This window comes from Lysinibacillus sp. FSL K6-0102 (genome assembly GCF_038003545.1).
In the GTDB taxonomy this organism is placed as follows: Bacteria; Bacillota; Bacilli; order Bacillales_A; family Planococcaceae; genus Lysinibacillus; species Lysinibacillus capsici.
The window spans coordinates 3921307-3939873 of the sequence record NZ_JBBOPH010000001.1 but is presented as its reverse complement, the minus strand read 5'-3'; the positions used below and the strand labels follow the sequence as shown (position 1 = coordinate 3939873).

Sequence of the window (18567 nt, the reverse complement as noted above, 5' to 3'; positions counted from 1 at the left end):
AGGTTTTGGGGGGATATGTAGAGTTTACAAATTATTGCCTGGTTTAGTTATGTAAAAAAAGCACGAACATAAGGGAATAATCTCAACTTATGTTCGCGCTATTATTTTTATTTCACTTCATTAATAACTTTTTTAGATACATAAAATTCAGAGCCATTGTAGACATTGATTGTATCAAATGTATGAGTCTTTGCCGTGTTTGTTGAAGTTTGTTCATAGATCATCGTGTTTTTATTGACTGGAATTTTCACTGTAACATCTGCTTTTTGTGCAATAAATGTTGGGTTTTCTTTATTCGATAAGTCAATTTTTGTTGTAAATCCTTTTTCCGTAAATGCCTTCGTTGCAGGCACATATAAATCATTTGTTAATGTGTTTAAGTCAAAGCCCATAAAGCGTGCCATTGTATGGGCTAAATCAGTGTTTTCTACTAATCCTGTCAATTTAGAAGGACCAAATGAATATAAGAATACATCTTCGCCCGTATGGCCACCTGTTGTATAACCAATGTTTGCACGATTGGCTAGCATTTTTACCATTTCATTGCCTAAGTCTTTAGCAGACTGTAATGTTTTAAGCTCGTCCTCTGTTAATGAATCTAAGCCATAAAGAGCAGCGACCTCAACTAAATTCGAGCGATCTTCTTTTAGTTGGCTTAAAGCTCCTTCAATGGTCATTGTAGCTTTTTTTAACGGGTCGATGTACGCAGAGACTGGAATGTTGGAATAGGTACTAGTTGTGTTAGCGTTCCCCATCGTAATGCCACTATTTCCATGATCAGTTACTGCGATGACTAAAGTATTACCATCTTCCTTCGCAAAATCAACCGCTTCTTTCACTGCATCATCGAATGATAAAATATCGCTAATGATACCAATAGTATCGTTGGCATGTGCAGCCCAGTCAACCTTACTACCTTCTACAAAGAGGAAGAAGCCATCCTCATCCTTTTTCAGCGTATTGATTGCTTTATTTGTCATTTCAGCAAGTGTAGGCTCAGATGCTCTTGTTTTAGCACGATCTAAATCATAAGCAAGTGCACTTGGCGCAAAGCTTCCCCAAATTTTTGAGGATTGACTGTTAAATAGCTCATCGCGCGTTTTAACGAGATCATAATTTTTTTCATTCAAAACTTTGATTAAATCCTCGCCATCTTGACGAGCGTTTTTCGATGTGCCTGGTGATAGTGATTCCAGTCCACCACCTAAGACAACATCAATATTTTGATAAACCTGCTGCTCTGCTATATCCCCATATTGACTTCTATTGTTGACATGTGCAGAAAAACCAGCTGGTGTAGCATGTTGAATTTCGGAAGTAGAAATTAATCCAGTAGCCTTACCTTGCTGTTTAGCTCCTTCTAGCACATTGGCTACAGGTCGGAAGGCATCTTCCTTAGCGATTTGCGTTAATCCAGGGGAGTTGATCACAGAGGGCAGCACACCTATATATTTATCGTTCGATTTATGCCCAGTTGCTAATGCTGTCGCAGCAGGCGCGGAATCGGTAATGGCAGATTCAGCAGAATATGTGCGCATAGCACCCGATAAAATTTCATCCATTGCTAGGCTTTCACCTTTATACCAGCGAGAAAGGGTGACAGCATTATTACTGCTACCATCCATCACAAGCATAATGACATTCGTCGGTTTCTTTACTTCGGCTGCATGTACCTCTTGCTGTGGGATACTAACTGCGGATAAAGTCACTGCACCTGCTAAGAACAATGAAGTCCATTTTTTTGCGTATTTCATGATTTTCCTCCTTTAGGTGAATTCAATTGTAAGTGTAAAGGAATGGTGTAAAGCTAGCGTTAAAGGTTTGTTAATGGAATATGGTAATTATGTAAATATTGGGGAAGGAAAGAATCTGTGTAAAAGTCACACAGATTCTTTTGGGGCATTACAAATTTTCCTGATGTTGTGCGCCATCAATTGTTTCATAATATAAAATGTCTTCTTCAATGTACAAATTGAGGACTTCATCTTCAAATAAGACTTCTTCATAGCCGTCCTGGACATTAATTTTTGTTAAATAACCGGCATTGTCATAGTCACTGCAATAAATGGAATCATCATAAGTAGCTAAATAATAGCATGCCGTTTCTGTAATTTGATTGTTTTCATTTGTGTCTAAATTATAGGAATAGACCATATTATCATTGATACTATTATAATAAATCACATCATCCACAGTATTGGCATACCACATATCATGCATAAAATCATAATTGTTATTTGTAGCAGTAAAATAATTTTCTTTTACCCATAAATGATCTTGGCTTAGTTTTTCATCACTGACTAAAAAGTATTCATAGGAAATCGCATAAGGCTCCGCTGAATCCACGTCATTCCACGTTGTATCAAGATGATACCAATTGCCATCGATACTGACTAAATTCCAAGCATGCAGCTGATCCTCACTATAGCCATATACGTATTTAGCTTCTACATCCGATGCTAATAGTAGGCGATAAGCTAGTAGAGCATAGGCTTGACATACCGCAGTTTCCTCGTCTATCAGCTCAAAAACCGTTTGTCCCTCAGTAGAGCCTTGTTCTGTATAAGTGGCTAATTGTACGACCGTATCATTAATGATTTTAGCACGTTCAAAATCTGTCATATCTGTCGTAATATACTGATCAGCAAAAGCCTCTACATATTGATCGACCTTTTGCTCCTTTTTGGCATCTGTTAAGTAATCAATCGACAACTCTACCAAATAGCCATCCTCGGTTTCCCAAGCCGTCCATTCATAAGTAAGAAAATAACCAGCTGTATAGGGATCAACGAAAGAAAGCAGGCTATTTAAGTCATTCAGCTGCACCTCAAAATCTTCGAAGTTTAGCTTCCCGGTATAAGGGACTTCAAAGTGCTGTTCAAACTTTGCTACTTGTTTTTCGACTTTTTTAGTGAATTGTAGTAAGGCAGGATCATCCTTAAATAATGAGGTTGAAAAAAGATCATTAGGTGAAAAAGAGGCAGATAACGCTTTACTTTCTGGCTTCTTCATATCATTCTCTGTTTCTTCTGCTAAGGTCGTAGTTGTTACATCCTCTTCCTCAAGAAGTAGGTCAATGGCCCTTGAGCATGCAGTAAGAAACGGAATCATGCAGCATAGCACAAGCAGCGCTGCTATTTTTTTATTCATTTTCCCACCCTCCAAAAAAATTCATTTTTGCCATTATAATTTAATTTATAGGGAGTGACATCCACAAATAGTAGCATAAGTCGACAAGGATGGAAGCATGAGGCGGAAAATTTCCAGCAAAACATAAAGCGAAGTTTGTCATCACAACCTTTTTTTGTTATAATATAGTCTGTTGTGATGTTTCAAAGTTCGGGAGGTGCAGTGAATGCATACAGTAGTATTAGTTTCATTAGTTATCGTATCATTAGCGTTAATCGTTGTGGTATTACTTCAATCTAGTAAAAGTGCAGGCTTATCAGGTGCCATCTCGGGTGGAGCTGAGCAACTATTTGGAAAGCAAAAAGCACGTGGTATGGATTTAATCCTTCACCGTGCAACAATTGTGTTAGCTATAGTGTTCTTTTTATTAGCAATCGCTATTACAAAAATCTAATAGTTGAAGATATATCGCCTAACCGAATTGGTTGGGCGTTTTCTTTTATCATTGTTAAATGGTAAATTCTCTCTCTGGAGTAAAAAATGAATGGTAATGCAATAACCAATGTCATCCGCTGGGCATCATTGGATGACGAGAATGGGTATAGTATGTATAAGTGTTTTAGAATGAAGGAGTGCTTACAGTGAACAAATCATTATCACAGCCATTTTTCTTTCAGGCAGGACCACGTGCTGTTTTATTATTACACGGCTTCACAGGAAGCTCTGCAGACGTACGAATGCTTGGTAGATTTTTAGAGAAAAAAGGGTATACTACATTAGCACCTCACTATAAAGGTCACGGTGTGGAACCAGAAGAACTAATCACAACAGGTCCAGCAGACTGGTGGCAGGATGTTATTGCCGCCTACAAACAGTTACAGGATGCTGGCTATCAGGAAATAGCCGTTGCTGGCCTTTCATTAGGCGGTGTTATGGCATTAAACGTTGCATTAAATAATCCTGTTAAAGGAATTGTGACAATGTGTGCCCCTATGACAATGCGTACAACCGACGTTATGTTTGAGGGTGTCTTGAAATATGCAAGGGACTATAAAAAGTTCCAAGGGAAACAGGAAGAGCAAATTGAAGCTGAAGTTGCAAGCATTGCTGACAAAGGCATGCCATCTCTACAGCAGCTACGAGAATTTATAGCTCGCACTCGTCAAGAAATTGACATGATTTACGCGCCTATTTTCGTCGTACAAGCTACAAATGATGAAGTAATAGAGACAGAATCTGCCAACATTATATATAATCAAACTGAGTCACTTGAAAAGCACATCAAGTGGTATGAAAACTCAAAACATGTTATTACATTAGATCAAGAAAAAGATCAATTACATGAGGACATTTATCGCTTTTTAGAAAGCCTAAATTGGGCACAATAAATAATAAATAGGATTTTCTCATGAAGGAGGGAATATGTATGAAAGACCAAAAAGATACACTACAAAGTCGTTTACTCGATTTTTTCAGCAAAGATGATTATAAACCACTAACCGTCGGTGAAATCGAGGATGAATTCGGCTTTGAGGATGCGGAGGAGTTCAAGGAGCTTGTGAAAACACTTGTCCGCATGGAGGGGCAAGGCTTAGTTGTACGCTCTCGCTCCAATCGCTATGGCCTACCAGAGCGTATGAATTTACTAAGAGGTAAATTTATCGGACATGCGAAGGGCTTTGGCTTCGTGACACCTGATGTCGAGGGCATGGATGATGTGTTCATTCCGCCGCATGAAATTAACGGTGCCATTAACGGAGACATCGTTCTGATTCGTGTTTTAAAGGAATCATTTGGTGATCGACGCGAGGGGACGGTAACAAAGGTCGTTGAGCGTGGTCAAACAAGCTTTGTCGGCACATTCCAGGCTAACCGTGGCTTCGGCTTTGTTGTTCTAGACGATAAAAAGCTACCAATGGATATCTTTATTGCCAAAGGAGATACATTAGGAGCTGTCGATGGACATAAGGTTGTTGTTGAGGTAGCAACATGGCCAGAGGATTTAAAATCCGCCACAGGCTATATTACAAAAATTTTAGGGCATAAAAATGATCCAGGTGTGGACATTTTATCCATATTATATAAGCATGACATTCCACCTGAATTCCCAGATGAAGTCATTGCTGCTGCACAGCGTGTACCAGATGAAATTACCGAGGCCGATTTAGTAGGGCGTCGTGATTTACGTCATGAAACGATTGTGACAATTGATGGGGCAGATGCAAAGGATTTAGATGATGCCGTAACCGTAACGAAAAATGTAGATGGAACGTATAAGCTTGGCGTACATATTGCAGACGTAAGTTATTATGTAACGCAAGGCTCGGTCATTGACATTGAAGCTTACGATCGTGCGACAAGTGTTTATTTAACAGACCGTGTCATTCCAATGATTCCACATCGTTTATCAAACGGCATTTGTTCATTAAATCCACAGGTTGACCGTTTAACACTATCCTGTGAAATGATTATTGATGCGAATGGTAATGTGGTTGCACACGAAATTTTCCAAAGCGTCATTAAAACGACTGAGCGTATGACGTATAAGGACGTTTACAAGATTTTAGAGGAGCAGGATGAGGCACTAATTGAACGCTATGAGCCACTTGTTCCAATGTTTAAAAACATGGCTGAGCTATCTGGTATTTTACGCCGTAAACGCGAAATGCGAGGAGCTATTGACTTTGACTTCAAAGAATCCAAGGTGATCGTAAACGAAGAAGGATGGCCCGTTGATATTGAATTACGTGAACGAACAGTAGCGGAGAAATTAATTGAAGATTTCATGCTAGCTGCCAATGAAACAGTGGCAGAGCACTTCCACTGGATGAATGTACCGTTTCTATACCGTATTCACGAAGATCCAAAGCCTGAAAAGCTTCAACGCTTCTTTGAATTTGTCACGAATTTCGGGATTTTAATTAAAGGTACTGGTAATACCGTTCATCCTAAGGCATTACAGGATGTTTTGAAGGCAATTGAAGGTATGCCAGAGGAGCCTGTTATCTCAACGATGCTCCTACGTTCAATGCAGCAGGCGAAGTACTACCCAGAAAGTCTTGGACACTTTGGCTTATCAACGGATTTCTATACACACTTCACATCACCAATTCGTCGTTATCCTGACTTAGTTGTACACCGTTTAATTCGTACGTATTTAATTAACAAGGATACATCGAGAGAAACCATAGCACAGTGGAGTATGGCAATGGATGAAATTGCTGACCACACATCTGAGCGTGAACGTCGTGCTGTTGATGCAGAACGTGATACAGACGCACTGAAAAAAGCACAATATATGTCCGACAAAATTGGCGAAGAATTCGAAGGAATTGTTTCATCCATTACAAACTTCGGTATTTTCGTGGAGCTACCAAACACCATCGAAGGACTTGTCCATATTAGCAATATGACAGATGATTACTACCGCTTCGATGATCGTCAAATGATTATGATCGGGGAACGAACAAATCGCCAATTCCGTATTGGTGATGAAGTGACAGTTCGTGTGGCAAATGTCATTATTGAGGAGTCATCCATTGACTTTGAAATCGTTGGAATGGTAACTTCATATGGACGAACACGCAAAGCAGCACCAACTGTTATTCATGCACGTAAAAATTACAGCGATAACAAAGGTGGACGCAGTCGCCGAAGCACACGCAGTGATGAGGAAAAAGGCGGACGTGGTGGCAATCGTAGAGGTGGTCGTCAAGAGGATGACCGTGGAACTCGTAGCTCATCAAAGCAAGGTGAACGACGCGAAAGTGACCGTGATCCACGTGGACGTCGCAAAGATGACTCAAGCCCAGGTCCTAAAAAACGCGTGAAGCAAAAGCAAAAGTTCTATGAGGGCATTGCCAAAAAAGGCAAAAAGAAAAAAACAAAACGTAAATAAGCCTAAGCGAAAGTATCCATTGAAAGGGTGCTTTCGCTTAAGCTCAACCTTTTAAGTAGAGGGTGAAAGATATGGCAAAAGGTTCTGGTAAAGTATTAGCACAAAACAAAAAAGCAGGCCACGATTACTTCATCGAAGAAACAATCGAAGCAGGCATGGTCCTAACAGGTACAGAAATCAAATCCATCCGTGCAGGCAAAGTTCAACTGAAAGACTCCTTTGTCCGCGTCCGCAATGGTGAGGCATGGATCAACAATATGCACGTTAGCGCCTTTGAACAAGGCAACCGCTTCAATCACGATCCACTACGCACCCGCAAGCTGCTGCTCCACAAAAAGCAAATCGGCGAGCTAGTCGGTGCCGTAAAACGTGACGGCTACACAATCGTTCCACTGAAAATGTACATCAAGGATGGCTACGCCAAGCTCCTAATCGGCATTGGTAAAGGGAAAAAAGATTACGATAAGCGCAGCGACATGCGCAAAAAAGAAGCCAAACGCGAGATGGAACGTGCCTTCAAGGAACGCCAGCGTTAAAAAGGCTGATGAGAAAGCAGGCAAGTGCCACTTTCTCATCAGCTTTTTATATTTTATGGAAGAATAGTATAAATACTAGAAGTTGATTGGAATTTGTCCGATAACTTCTATTTTTTTGGTCTTATAACACAAAAAAATTAAAATTTATTACACTTTTTTTATCTTACAAGACATATGTTTAGAAAATTCTAACAATTAAAATTGTAGTAATAAATATCTCAATTCGAGGTGAGCATTATGAATAAAACAGTTATCGAAAAAATTACGCACATTGTTGGTGAAAAATACATTAAAAACTCAACTGCACAGCTTTTAGCATATTCCTATGATGCAACGGCAAATTTTCAGCGCTTACCTGATCTTGTCATTTCACCAGGGAATGCAGAGGAAATTGCAGAGGTAATTAAAGTATGTAATGAATATAGAATTTCAATTATTCCGCGAGGTTCTGGAACAAATCTTGCAGCAGGAACGGTGCCTTACGATGGGGGCGTAGTGATTTTATTTAATAGAATGGATCAAATTTTAAATTTCGATAAGGAAAATTTAACGATTACAGTCCAGCCTGGCATTATATCTGAGAATCTTTGTACATTCGTCGAAGCACATGGTTTATTTTACCCTCCTGATCCAAGCTCCATGAGAATTTCTACGATTGGTGGCAATGTTAGTGAAAACTCAGGTGGCTTGCGTGGCTTAAAATATGGTGTAACAAAGGATTATGTCAAAGGTCTACAAGTTGTTTTACCAAACGGGGATATTTTAGAAACAGGTGGCAAACTAGCAAAGGACGTAGCGGGCTATGACCTCACATCATTATTTGTTGGAGCAGAGGGAACATTGGGTGTCGTAACAGCGATTACTTTAAAGCTTATTCCGTTGCCACAATATAAAATGACGAGCATCGCATACTTTGAATCCTTAGAGAATGCAGCGAGAACAGTCTCTAGTATTATTGCCAATAAAATCATTCCCGTAACGCTAGAATTTCTTGATAAAAAAACAATTAGCGCCGTCGAGCAGTATATGAAAATTGGACTCTCAACAGATGTAGAAGCAATGCTATTACTTGAGCAGGATGGTGAAATGCATCAAGTAGAACAAGATGTCAAAGAAATGGTACGAATCGCTGAAGAAAATGGAGCTCTCTTTACGCAAATTGCAAAAGATGCACAGGAAGCGGAGCAAATTAAAACAGCAAGACGTGTCGCATTATCAGCATTAGCAAAATTAAAACCGACAGTTATTTTAGAGGATGCCACAGTACCACGATCAGAGCTGGCCAAAATGGTGATGAGAATCAATGATATATCCGAAAAGTACAATGTCAATATTGCCACATTTGGTCATGCAGGGGATGGAAATTTGCATCCTACATGTTTAACAGACTTGCGAGATGAAGAGGAGATGCACCGTGTGGAAGCGGCATTTTCGGAAATTTTTGAGGCAGCACTGTCGCTAGGTGGCACGATTACAGGGGAGCACGGTGTAGGTGAAATGAAAGCACCTTATTTAGAATGGAAAATTGGTCCTATCGGTATTAATGTAATGAAAAACATTAAGCAAACTTTCGATCCTAACCATATTATGAATCCTGGCAAAGTCTTTGCTAAAGAAACGAAGAAAAGAGTGGTGGTACATGGTGGTAACTAACGTACAACAGCAAATGCAGCAATCCTTCCAGACACATGTCGATGAAAATCTATTGCTCGACTGTATGAGATGTGGCTTCTGTTTGCCAAGCTGTCCGACCTATCTTCACATGGAGCAGGATGAGGCACAATCACCACGTGGACGCATTGCCTTGATGAAGGCAGTACGTGACGGGATTGTACCTTTCGATGCATCTGTAGAACAATCATTCGATTTATGTTTAGGATGTCGCGCATGTGAGCCGGCATGTCCAGCTGGTGTACAGTATGGTGCTTTAATCGAGCAAACCCGTGAAGCCGTACAAGAAGTGAAGCAATCTTCCTTCGTAGAAAAAACAACAAGAAAAATTGTTTTCAATCATCTTTTCGTCAAGCAAAAAAATATGGAGCATGCAGTTAGTCTAGTGCATCTTTATCAAAAAACAGGTCTACAAAAAGCTGTACGGAAAATTGGCTTTTTAAATTTATTCCCAAAGCATTTAAAAACAATGGAGGCATCTTTACCACCCGTAGCTAAAAAGGTACAGCCATTAAAGAAGGTAAAAACAGCTTCGATGAAGGTGGCCTTTTTTACAGGCTGTCTAATGGATACACTTTATAAGGAAACAAACGAAAAAACGGTGTCCTTGCTACAATTGCTTGGTGTTGATGTCGTTATTCCAGATAATCAAAGTTGCTGCGGGGCTCTCCATGGGCATAGTGGTGAGCTAAAGCGTGGTAAGCAAAACTTAATTCGTAATGTAGAGTTATTTGATTCAGATGATTATACCTATATTGTTAATAACGCAGGTGGTTGTGGTGCTTTCTTAAAGGAATATGAAAAGCACTTACATAGTGATGAACGCTATCGTGAAAAAGCAGTTCGATTTTCAAAGAAGACAATTGATATTTCAAGTCTGCTTGTCAAAGCTGGGCTACTGGATTATTTAGCAACCTTGCCACAACAAGTAAACAAGACTCTTGTAACCTATCAGGATTCCTGCCATTTACGCAATGTTAATAAAATCTTCAATGAGCCAAGAATGATTTTACAGGCCCTACCGAATGTGCACTTTAAAGAGCTGCCAAATGCCAATACATGTTGTGGTTCAGCAGGAATATATAATTTATTGCAGCCTGCATCAGCAGATAATATTTTAACTACAAAAATGGCTACGATTAAGGCGCTACAGCCTACAGTGATTGTCACAGCCAATCCTGGTTGCTTGCTGCAAATTCAATCTGGTATCCATAAAGAAAATCTAGAAGCAAGCATGCAAGCCGCACATATTGTTGATTTTATCTACAAGAGCATAGAAAACTGTAGTAAAATAGCTAAAATATACTAAATTTTCGGCATAATCAGTATATTAATCTTTATGGGGGGTGGCACAATGTTTGATTTGCAAATAATTGGCACAAAAATTGTAAGAGAGCTTGGTGAGTTGATTGATCAAAATGTTGTTGTAATCGATCATAATGGATTTATTATTGCCAGCACAGACATGTCGAGGATGAATCAATTTCATGAGGGTGCTTTAATAGCCATGAAAAACAAAGAAGTCATGCATATGACGAAGGAACTGTCGGTTCAATTGAAGGGTGTGCGTGAGGGTCTTGTCATGCCATTAGTTATTGAAGATACATCAATCGGAGTAATTGGTGTTACTGGACAACCTGTGGAAATAGAAAAATACGGGAAGCTTGTTCAGAAAATTACACAGTTTTTTGTGGAAGATTTTTTAATGCACCGTAAAAAAGAACGAGAGACCAAAATGTTTGAGCTCTTCCTGCTAGATTTATTAAATGGCCAGGTAAATCAATTGTTGCTAGAGCAACGAGCGGAAATGCTAAATATTGATACAGAGCTCTACAATAGAATTATTATTATTCAATTGAATAGGAGAATCGATGAGAAGGGGGTGGATTATTTGCGAGCAATTCAAATAATCCATCCTCAATTACATATTTTTCAATGGAGCTTTGATAAGCTAGTGCTGCTTGTCCCAAACATAACGCGTATTCATTTAGAGCAAACACTTCATTCATTTAACCGTAAACTGATAAAGCTATATGATGACGATATATTTATAGGCGTCGGCAACTCACATTCCTTCTTTGAGCTAAATGCATCCTATAATGAAGCAAATATAGCGTTAACAGTTGCTATAGAAAATAGACAAATAGTATTTGAAGAGGATTTGAAATTAGAGTTACTATTGTCCGACCTTGATGAACAAAAGGTTGGCCATTTCATCGGCAGAACAATTGGTTCTTTAATAGAGGAAGAAGAACTAATATACAATCTAGAAATGTGGCTAAAAAGTAAAGGAGGCTTACAGGAAATTGCTGATGCCCTTCATATTCATAAAAATACATTAAAATATCGCTTAAAAAAAATAGAAAAGCTTTTAAAGATTGATATTAATAATAATGAAAACAAACTGGAATTAATGATTGCTATTTTGCTGTTTCGAAAAAGAAAAAGCATCTAATTAAATACTTAAAAATGCTGTTATTTGTATGTTTTTTATTTATTAGAGACAAAAATCACTCAATTATCATGTAACTTTTTATCCCCTAAGAATATATATTTAGATTTTTCGGAATTATAAAATAATTATAGAATCTAATATAAAAAGAGTAGGGGGATATTTTATGAGGAAATTTTTAAAAGGGAGAAATCTTCTCTTGGCTATGCTCTTGATCGTATCAGCAATACTAGCTGCCTGTGGTGGTAGCAGTAGCGGGGATGCTGATGATAAAGAAAAGTCATATAAATTAAAAATGTCTGTCACAGTATCAGATTCATCAACATGGTATGAGGCAGCAAAAAAACTGGCAGATGATATGGATAAAGAAACAGATGGTCGCATTAAAATTGAAGTATTTACGAATGAACAATTATCTGGGGGAGATTCTGGTAAGGCTGTTGAAGGCTTAGCAAAGGGTTCAATTGATTTAACATTTAACTCTACGATTATTTATTCGATTTTAGATCAACGTTTTGGTGTGACAAGTGCACCTTTTTTACTTAAGGATCATTCAGAGGTAGATAAAGTGTTTAATGGAGAAGGGGGAGAAAAGCTTAAGGGACTTTTAGCTGAAAAGGGAGTACAAGCTTTAGGCTATGGAGAAAATGGTTTCCGTCAAATAACGAATAGTAAGCGTGAAATTAAGCTACCAGAAGATTTAAATGGATTAAAGATTCGTATACCTGGTATTACCATGTACACAGATTTATACCGTTCATTAGGAACAGATCCTGCAACCATGACATTCTCAGAAGTGTTTACAGCATTGCAGCAAGGAACGATTGATGGGCAAGAAAATCCTATTGATGTTATTGCTTCGTCAAAGCTAGACGAAGTTCAGGATTACTTAACATTGTGGAACTATTCATATGATCCATTAGTGTTAGGTATGAATAAAAAGCTCTATGATTCTTTAAGTGATGCAGACCGTGAATTATTTGATCGACTAGGTAAAGAGGCAGCTGCATATCAAGTGAAAATTGCACGTGAAAAAGAAGCATCACAAATTGAAGATTTAAAAGCTAAAGGAATGAATGTTTATACGCCAACAGATGCAGAATTGGAAGCGTTTAAAAAAGCTGTTCAGCCTATTTATGATAAATACACAGATATTTGGGGAGAAGATTTACTGAAAGCGTTTACGCCATAAGGGGGAAACATATGAAATTCTTAGACTACTTTGAAGAGATTATATTAAGCGTTACATTTGCAGCGATTACATTTATAACATTTGTAAACATTGTTTCTCGTAATTTAGTCAACTTATCCCTTTCTTTTACAGAAGAAATCACAGTTAATTTGTTAGTATTGCTTACATTTGTTGGGACAGCATTAGGTGTGCGGAGATACGCACACCTTGGTTTTACCTTATTGTTCGATAAAGGGAACAAGCTGACAAAAAAGGCGATTGTCATTATTTCATCAGTAGCGAGTGGTGTATTGTTTGCAGTATTACTTTATTACGGCATTGATATGGTATTGTTCCAAATGCAGATTAATCAAACAACACCAGCCTTAGGGATGCCGCAGTGGATTTTATCTTCGGCATTACCACTAGGTGCATTACTGTGCTTAATTCGTACAGTTCAAGCAATGTTAGAAGAGTATAAAGCAGTGAGTAATGAAGGGAATGGAGCGAAAGGGGATGAGCTCGTATGATAGCATTATTACTTTTTGGCTCCTTTATATTGCTCGTATTTTTAAGGGTACCAATCGCTGCTTCCTTAGCGGTATCCTCAATGGTAGTCCTATTTACATCACAAGGACTATCTGGTTTTGAGGCACTAACAGATATTATGTATACGAGCGTGGCAAAGTTTACGCTATTAGCGATTCCATTCTTTATTTTAGCTGGTGTCATTATGGACCATATCGGAATTTCCAAGCGTTTAATCGACTTTGCACAAACATTAGTAGGACATCGTAAAGGTGGGATTGTACTTGTAACGGTATTAGTAGCGATTTTCTTCGCTGCTATTTCAGGGTCTGGTCCAGCCACAGTTGCTGCAATTGGAGGTATTCTCATTCCAGCAATGGTGAAAAACGGCTACCGTAAAGAAACTGCTGGTGGGTTAGTGGCGAGTGCGGGTGCGATAGGTATTATTATTCCCCCATCGATTGCATTCATTATTTTTGCAGTAGTAGCAGGAGATCAAATCCCAATTACAATTAACCGTCTTTTTATGGCAGGGGTTATACCAGGTATTTTAGTAGGTATCGGTTTGTTTATTGCTGGGATGTATGTCCGCAAACGTGATATTCAAAAGGGTATTTTTAATGACTCTGTGGAAGCAACTAAGCAAAAAAGTACAGGAAAAGAACGTTGGGATGCATTTATAAAGGCACTACCAGGATTAATGATTCCTGTCATTATCTTAGGGGGTATCTATGGAGGGTTTTTCACACCAACAGAAGCAGCAGTTATTGCGGTTGTATATGGACTAATTGTCGGACTGTTCATTCATCGAAAAGGCTACATAAAAATGATGTATCGTATTTTTATTGAGTCGGCGTTACAAACAGCTGTTGTAATGATTATCGTAAGTGCCGCCTCTGTCTTTGCCTATATTGTCACAACAGAGCAAATCGCCTCTACTATTTCAAATACGGTTTTAGGTTTAACAGATAATAAAATCATTATTTTACTACTAGTAAATATTATTTTATTAATTGCGGGTGCATTTATTGATGCCATTTCTGCGTTTTATATATTCGTCCCGATATTACTTCCAATTATGTTAATGCTCGATGTAGACCCAGCTGTATTTGGCGTGTTTATGACAATTAACTTAGCAATCGGCTTATTTACACCACCTGTTGGCTTGAATTTATATGTTGCAGCAAGTATGTCAAAGGCTAATATCATTCAAATTTCCAAAGGAGTGGTCCCGTTTATTGTTGCTTCGGTTATCGTTTTATTACTTGTAACCTATATACCTTCTCTATCAACATTTTTACCAGATTTATTAAATATTAAATAGCAAAGGGGAAAACTATGATGACATTAAAAGATGATGTAGCGATTGTTACAGGAGCAGCAAGTGGGATTGGACAAGCAGTTGCAGTCCAGCTTTCAAAGCAAGGGGTACATGTTGTTTTAGTTGACTTAAATTCATGTGAGAAGACAATTGAAAAACTAGCACATGACAGCTATTTAGAATGCTTAGGAGATATTCGTGATGCAGAGTTTGTGAAAGCAACAGTCAATCGCACAGTTGAAAAGTATGGAGAGATTCATATTTTGGTGAACAATGCTGGGACATGTAGTCGCAAAAATATTGAAACAATGACTTTTGAGGAATGGTCGCGTGATCTTGATACGAACTTAAAAGCAACATTTATGTTTACCCAGGCATGTGTTTACCCACATATGAAGGATGCTCAATATGGTCGGATTATTAATATTAGCTCAGTTTCAGGTTTAAACGGTGGTGTTACATCTGGTGAAGATGGTACAGGTCGATCAGGTCCAGCTTATGCTGCATCAAAAGGAGGGGTAATTGCCCTTACGAAATGGGTAGCAAAAGAGCTTGGCCCACTTAATATTACTTGTAACTCCGTGGCACCAGGCGCAACCTTAACAGGTATTACAACAGGGGTTCCATACAATTTAGATCAGCAGGTTATTAAGCGTATCGGCACACCTGATGATATTGCAAGTGCTGTCTTATACTTTGCATCGAGGGAGGCTAGCTATGCAACTGCTCAGGTGTTAAAGGTAGATGGAGGGATTAGTATTGGATAATTCTCGTTGGCAAGCTTTGTATGACCGACCTACGGATAGAATTATCGGAAGATTGAAAGCAGGAACGGATTTATTTACTGGGATGAAAGAGGTTTGCAATCACTTTGGGGTAAAGGGAGGGCAATTTCAATGCATGGGATCCCTAAAGCAGGCTACCTATGTCCAAGTTCAAAGAGGTGAAAAGCAAGGGACCATTGTTTATTCACCAAAACGGCAAACTACCTCTCCGGTCGAACTTATTTCTGGTTTAGGGTTTATTGGGATAGATATGGAGACGAATGATTTAGATATTCATTTCCATGGATCTTTTGTCGATTGTGATCAATATTTTACTGGTGGTCATTTTCTTGAAGGAGAAAATGAAATCGCTATCACAGTCGAATTCATCCTCTATCCATTAAGAGAGGCGATACCGAAAAGACGGAAGGATCAACAATTTGGGGTTCTAATTTTTCATTTTGATGAATAGGGGGAAGATAAATGAGTACAATTGGCCAATTAGCACTGAAATCGGCTCGAGCGTATCCAGATAAAATAGCAGTTAAATTCAAAGATCGTGCGATTTCCTATGCCGATTTGATGGAACGGGCCTATGCTCTAACAGCTTATTTTAAAAGCCTTAACTTACAAAAAGGAGAGCGCGTAGGTATTTTAATGTCAAATAGATTAGAGCATATAGAACTTGATGTAGCTGTTTCTTTATATGGTCTTATTAAAGTCCCACTTAATTACCGCTTGCATCCGAAAGAACATGAGTATCAGGTGAAGGATTCAGGTATGAGTCTGATGATTGGTGAAAAATCATTAATTGATCCGCTACAAATTGACTTTCCAATTCTTTATTGTGGAGAACCGTATGAGCTAGTAGTGAAACAGTTTAAAGGGCAGTCCCATGAAAATGAAGTGGAAGAAAATGATACGATGGCCATTATGTATACTTCAGGGACGACAGGTAATCCGAAAGGTGTTATGCTGTCACATCGCAATATGGTTAGTGGAGCCCTATCCTTAGCAATAGCGTGTGAGGTTGACTATACGGATATGCTCGGTCACGTCGCACCACTGACACACGGGGCAAACTTTTTAAGTCATGTGGCATGGCTCTATGGCTTAACACAAGTTATTTACGATAAATTTGAGCCAGAGCAATTTGTTCATTTATTAGAGCAGGACCGTATTTCAATCATTTTCCTAGTCCCAACGATGGTCAACCTTATGATTCAGCACGATCAGTTCGACCCGCAGAAGCTTCGTACCATTAAATCGATTAATATGGCAGGCTCACCGATCGCTGCTGCTAAGTTGCAAGAGGCACTAGATAAAGTAGGAACAAAATTTGTAGAAACCTATGGTCAAGTAGAGGGACCGATGTGCATTTCGATGATGCCACGCGAAGATTTACCATCCCGCCTTGATTCATGTGGTAGAGTTGGACCATTTGTTGATGTGAAAATCGTGGATGCTGAGGGCAATGAATGTCCAGTAGGAGAAATAGGCGAAATTACGGCAAAGGGCCCGCTTATTATGCAAGGCTATTGGAATAACGAAAAGGCGACTGCTGAAACATTACGTGATGGCTGGCTTCATACAGGCGATTTAGGCAAGCTAGATGCGCATGGCTACCTATCGATCGTGGACCGTAAAAAGGAGGTCATTATTTCAGGTGGTGTAAATATCTATCCGCGAGAAGTAGAGGAAGTGTTGAACAGGCATGAATTCGTCAAGGAAACATGTGTAATTGGTATTCCAGATGACAAATGGGGCGAATCCATTATCGCCTATGTCGTGCCAAACGGCCGTGGGGAAATTGAGAATGATGCCTTAATCGAGCTTTGTCAGCAACATTTAGCGAGCTTTAAAAAGCCAAAAGAAATTTTCGTAGTAGAAGCCCTACCAAAAAGCTCCTACGGGAAAATATTAAAGCGTGAGCTAGTAAAACAGCATATGGAGGTGACACAATGACGGTATATGTTCATAGTGTAAGCATGACGAAGTTCGGTAACAATGAAAATGCTTCATTGAAGGATTTAATGCTCACTGCTAGTAAAGAGGCGCTAGATGGGGCAAGAGACTTAAAAATCGATGCGGTTTTTGTTGGTAACTATATGGGAGGTAGCTTAGCCAATCAAGAAATTCTAGGTGCGATCGTAGCAAATGACCTAGGGCTCGGACCCATTCCTACAGCCAAATTAGAGGGTGCCTGTGCATCAGGTGGTATTGCATTACGACAAGGTATTTTAGGTATATTAAGTGGCGAATATGAAAGCGTTTTAGTTGTCGGTGTAGAAAAAATGAAGCATGCCCCAACCGCCACTGTCACGCAATTTATTAACTCTGCAATGGATCAGACGACAAACGAACGTTATGCAGGTCTAACTTTCCCAGGATTTTTTGGCGTAGTCGCAAACCGCTACTTCCATGAGACAGGTGCAAATAAATCCCATTTAGCAAAATTAGCGTTGAAAAACCGTGAGAATGCATTGCAAAATCCATTAGCCCAATTCCAAAAACCAGCAACACTCGAAGAAATAATGAATGCACGCATGATTACAGATCCACTTGGTTTATTCGATTGTTCACCTATTACAGATGGAGCAGCAGCAGTTGTGTTATCTCGTAAGCCATCGGATATTAAAATAGTAGCATCTGCACAGGCTTCAGGACCGACAATGATGCAGGATGCCATTGATTTATTATCATTACCAGCGATTCGCATTTCAGGTCAGCAAGCCTATGAAAAAGCAGGGGTTGGTCCTGAGGATATTGATGTTGTGGAAATTCACGATTGCTTCTCCATGACTGAAATGCTAGCCATTGAAGAGCTTGGTTTTTTCCCGAAATTAGAAGGTTGGCTTGCTATTGAGCAAGGAAAAACGCGCGTGAACGGAGAAAAGCCTGTTAATACAAGCGGAGGTCTTTTATCGAGAGGACATCCTATTGGCGCAACAGGTGTGGCACAGTTTTACCAATTAGTACTACAATTACGCGGACACGCACCAAACCAGCTAGAAAAACGACCGCGATTAGCACTTGCACAAAATTTAGGTGGCACTGGTTCTTATTCGGTTGTCCACATATTAGAAAGGGTGTAGCA

The 18567-nt window shown here is 39.2% G+C and carries 16 protein-coding genes; 14 read left to right on the top strand and 2 right to left on the bottom strand.

Annotation, left to right across the window (positions count from 1 at the left end):
- Window positions 1–107: 107 nt before the first annotated feature.
- Together NYE73_RS20015 and NYE73_RS20010 are read right to left on the bottom strand one after the other, a co-directional pair.
- Window positions 108–1754 carry an alkaline phosphatase gene (locus tag NYE73_RS20015; RefSeq protein WP_259949792.1) on the bottom strand — a complete coding sequence of 549 codons (1647 nt, stop codon included), beginning with the start codon at window positions 1752–1754 and terminating at the stop codon, window positions 108–110.
- A gap of 148 nt (window positions 1755–1902) precedes the next feature.
- Entirely contained in the window at window positions 1903–3150 is a 1248-nt protein-coding gene (locus NYE73_RS20010; RefSeq protein WP_259949790.1) for a DUF5050 domain-containing protein, read from the bottom strand.
- A gap of 205 nt (window positions 3151–3355) precedes the next feature.
- Between NYE73_RS20010 and secG the strand changes: the two genes are divergently transcribed.
- The 14 genes from secG (at window position 3356) to NYE73_RS19940 (ending at window position 18565) form a co-directional block, all read left to right on the top strand.
- Window positions 3356–3583: a preprotein translocase subunit SecG gene (gene secG, locus NYE73_RS20005; RefSeq protein WP_004228101.1), complete on the top strand. Its 228-nt coding sequence runs from the start codon at window positions 3356–3358 to the stop codon at window positions 3581–3583.
- A gap of 187 nt (window positions 3584–3770) precedes the next feature.
- Window positions 3771–4517, top strand: coding sequence for an alpha/beta hydrolase (locus tag NYE73_RS20000; protein ID WP_004228103.1), 747 nt, complete (start codon window positions 3771–3773; stop codon window positions 4515–4517).
- 38 nt (window positions 4518–4555) lie between these two features.
- On the top strand, window positions 4556–7027 hold the full coding sequence (rnr, locus tag NYE73_RS19995) for a ribonuclease R (protein WP_048390899.1): 2472 nt from the start codon (window positions 4556–4558) through the stop codon (window positions 7025–7027).
- A 71-nt stretch (window positions 7028–7098) separates the two neighbouring features.
- Window positions 7099–7563, top strand: coding sequence for an SsrA-binding protein SmpB (gene smpB, locus NYE73_RS19990; protein WP_009373233.1), 465 nt, complete (start codon window positions 7099–7101; stop codon window positions 7561–7563).
- A gap of 237 nt (window positions 7564–7800) precedes the next feature.
- Window positions 7801–9216 carry an FAD-binding oxidoreductase gene (locus NYE73_RS19985; protein ID WP_259949785.1) on the top strand — a complete coding sequence of 472 codons (1416 nt, stop codon included), beginning with the start codon at window positions 7801–7803 and terminating at the stop codon, window positions 9214–9216.
- A complete protein-coding gene (locus tag NYE73_RS19980; RefSeq protein ID WP_259949782.1) occupies window positions 9203–10543 on the top strand; it encodes a (Fe-S)-binding protein in 1341 nt (446 codons plus the stop codon). The genes NYE73_RS19985 and NYE73_RS19980 overlap by 14 nt, the downstream gene beginning before the upstream one ends.
- Before the next feature lie 45 nt (window positions 10544–10588).
- Window positions 10589–11689: a CdaR family transcriptional regulator gene (locus NYE73_RS19975; RefSeq protein ID WP_259949779.1), complete on the top strand. Its 1101-nt coding sequence runs from the start codon at window positions 10589–10591 to the stop codon at window positions 11687–11689.
- Between the two features lie 163 nt (window positions 11690–11852).
- Window positions 11853–12878, top strand: coding sequence for a DctP family TRAP transporter solute-binding subunit (locus tag NYE73_RS19970; protein WP_066037103.1), 1026 nt, complete (start codon window positions 11853–11855; stop codon window positions 12876–12878).
- Window positions 12879–12889: 11 nt separating this feature from the next.
- A complete protein-coding gene (locus NYE73_RS19965; protein ID WP_054549534.1) occupies window positions 12890–13387 on the top strand; it encodes a TRAP transporter small permease in 498 nt (165 codons plus the stop codon).
- Window positions 13384–14709, top strand: a complete 1326-nt coding sequence (locus NYE73_RS19960) for a TRAP transporter large permease (protein ID WP_259949776.1) — start codon at window positions 13384–13386, stop codon at window positions 14707–14709. Before NYE73_RS19965 ends, NYE73_RS19960 begins: the two co-directional genes overlap by 4 nt.
- A gap of 14 nt (window positions 14710–14723) precedes the next feature.
- Window positions 14724–15473 carry an SDR family NAD(P)-dependent oxidoreductase gene (locus NYE73_RS19955; protein WP_009373217.1) on the top strand — a complete coding sequence of 250 codons (750 nt, stop codon included), beginning with the start codon at window positions 14724–14726 and terminating at the stop codon, window positions 15471–15473.
- On the top strand, window positions 15466–15942 hold the full coding sequence (locus tag NYE73_RS19950) for a PPC domain-containing DNA-binding protein (protein ID WP_259949773.1): 477 nt from the start codon (window positions 15466–15468) through the stop codon (window positions 15940–15942). Before NYE73_RS19955 ends, NYE73_RS19950 begins: the two co-directional genes overlap by 8 nt.
- An 11-nt stretch (window positions 15943–15953) precedes the next feature.
- Entirely contained in the window at window positions 15954–17435 is a 1482-nt protein-coding gene (locus NYE73_RS19945) for a class I adenylate-forming enzyme family protein (protein ID WP_259949772.1), read from the top strand.
- Window positions 17432–18565, top strand: a complete 1134-nt coding sequence (locus tag NYE73_RS19940; protein ID WP_259949770.1) for a thiolase C-terminal domain-containing protein — start codon at window positions 17432–17434, stop codon at window positions 18563–18565. Before NYE73_RS19945 ends, NYE73_RS19940 begins: the two co-directional genes overlap by 4 nt.
- Window positions 18566–18567 lie beyond the last annotated feature (2 nt).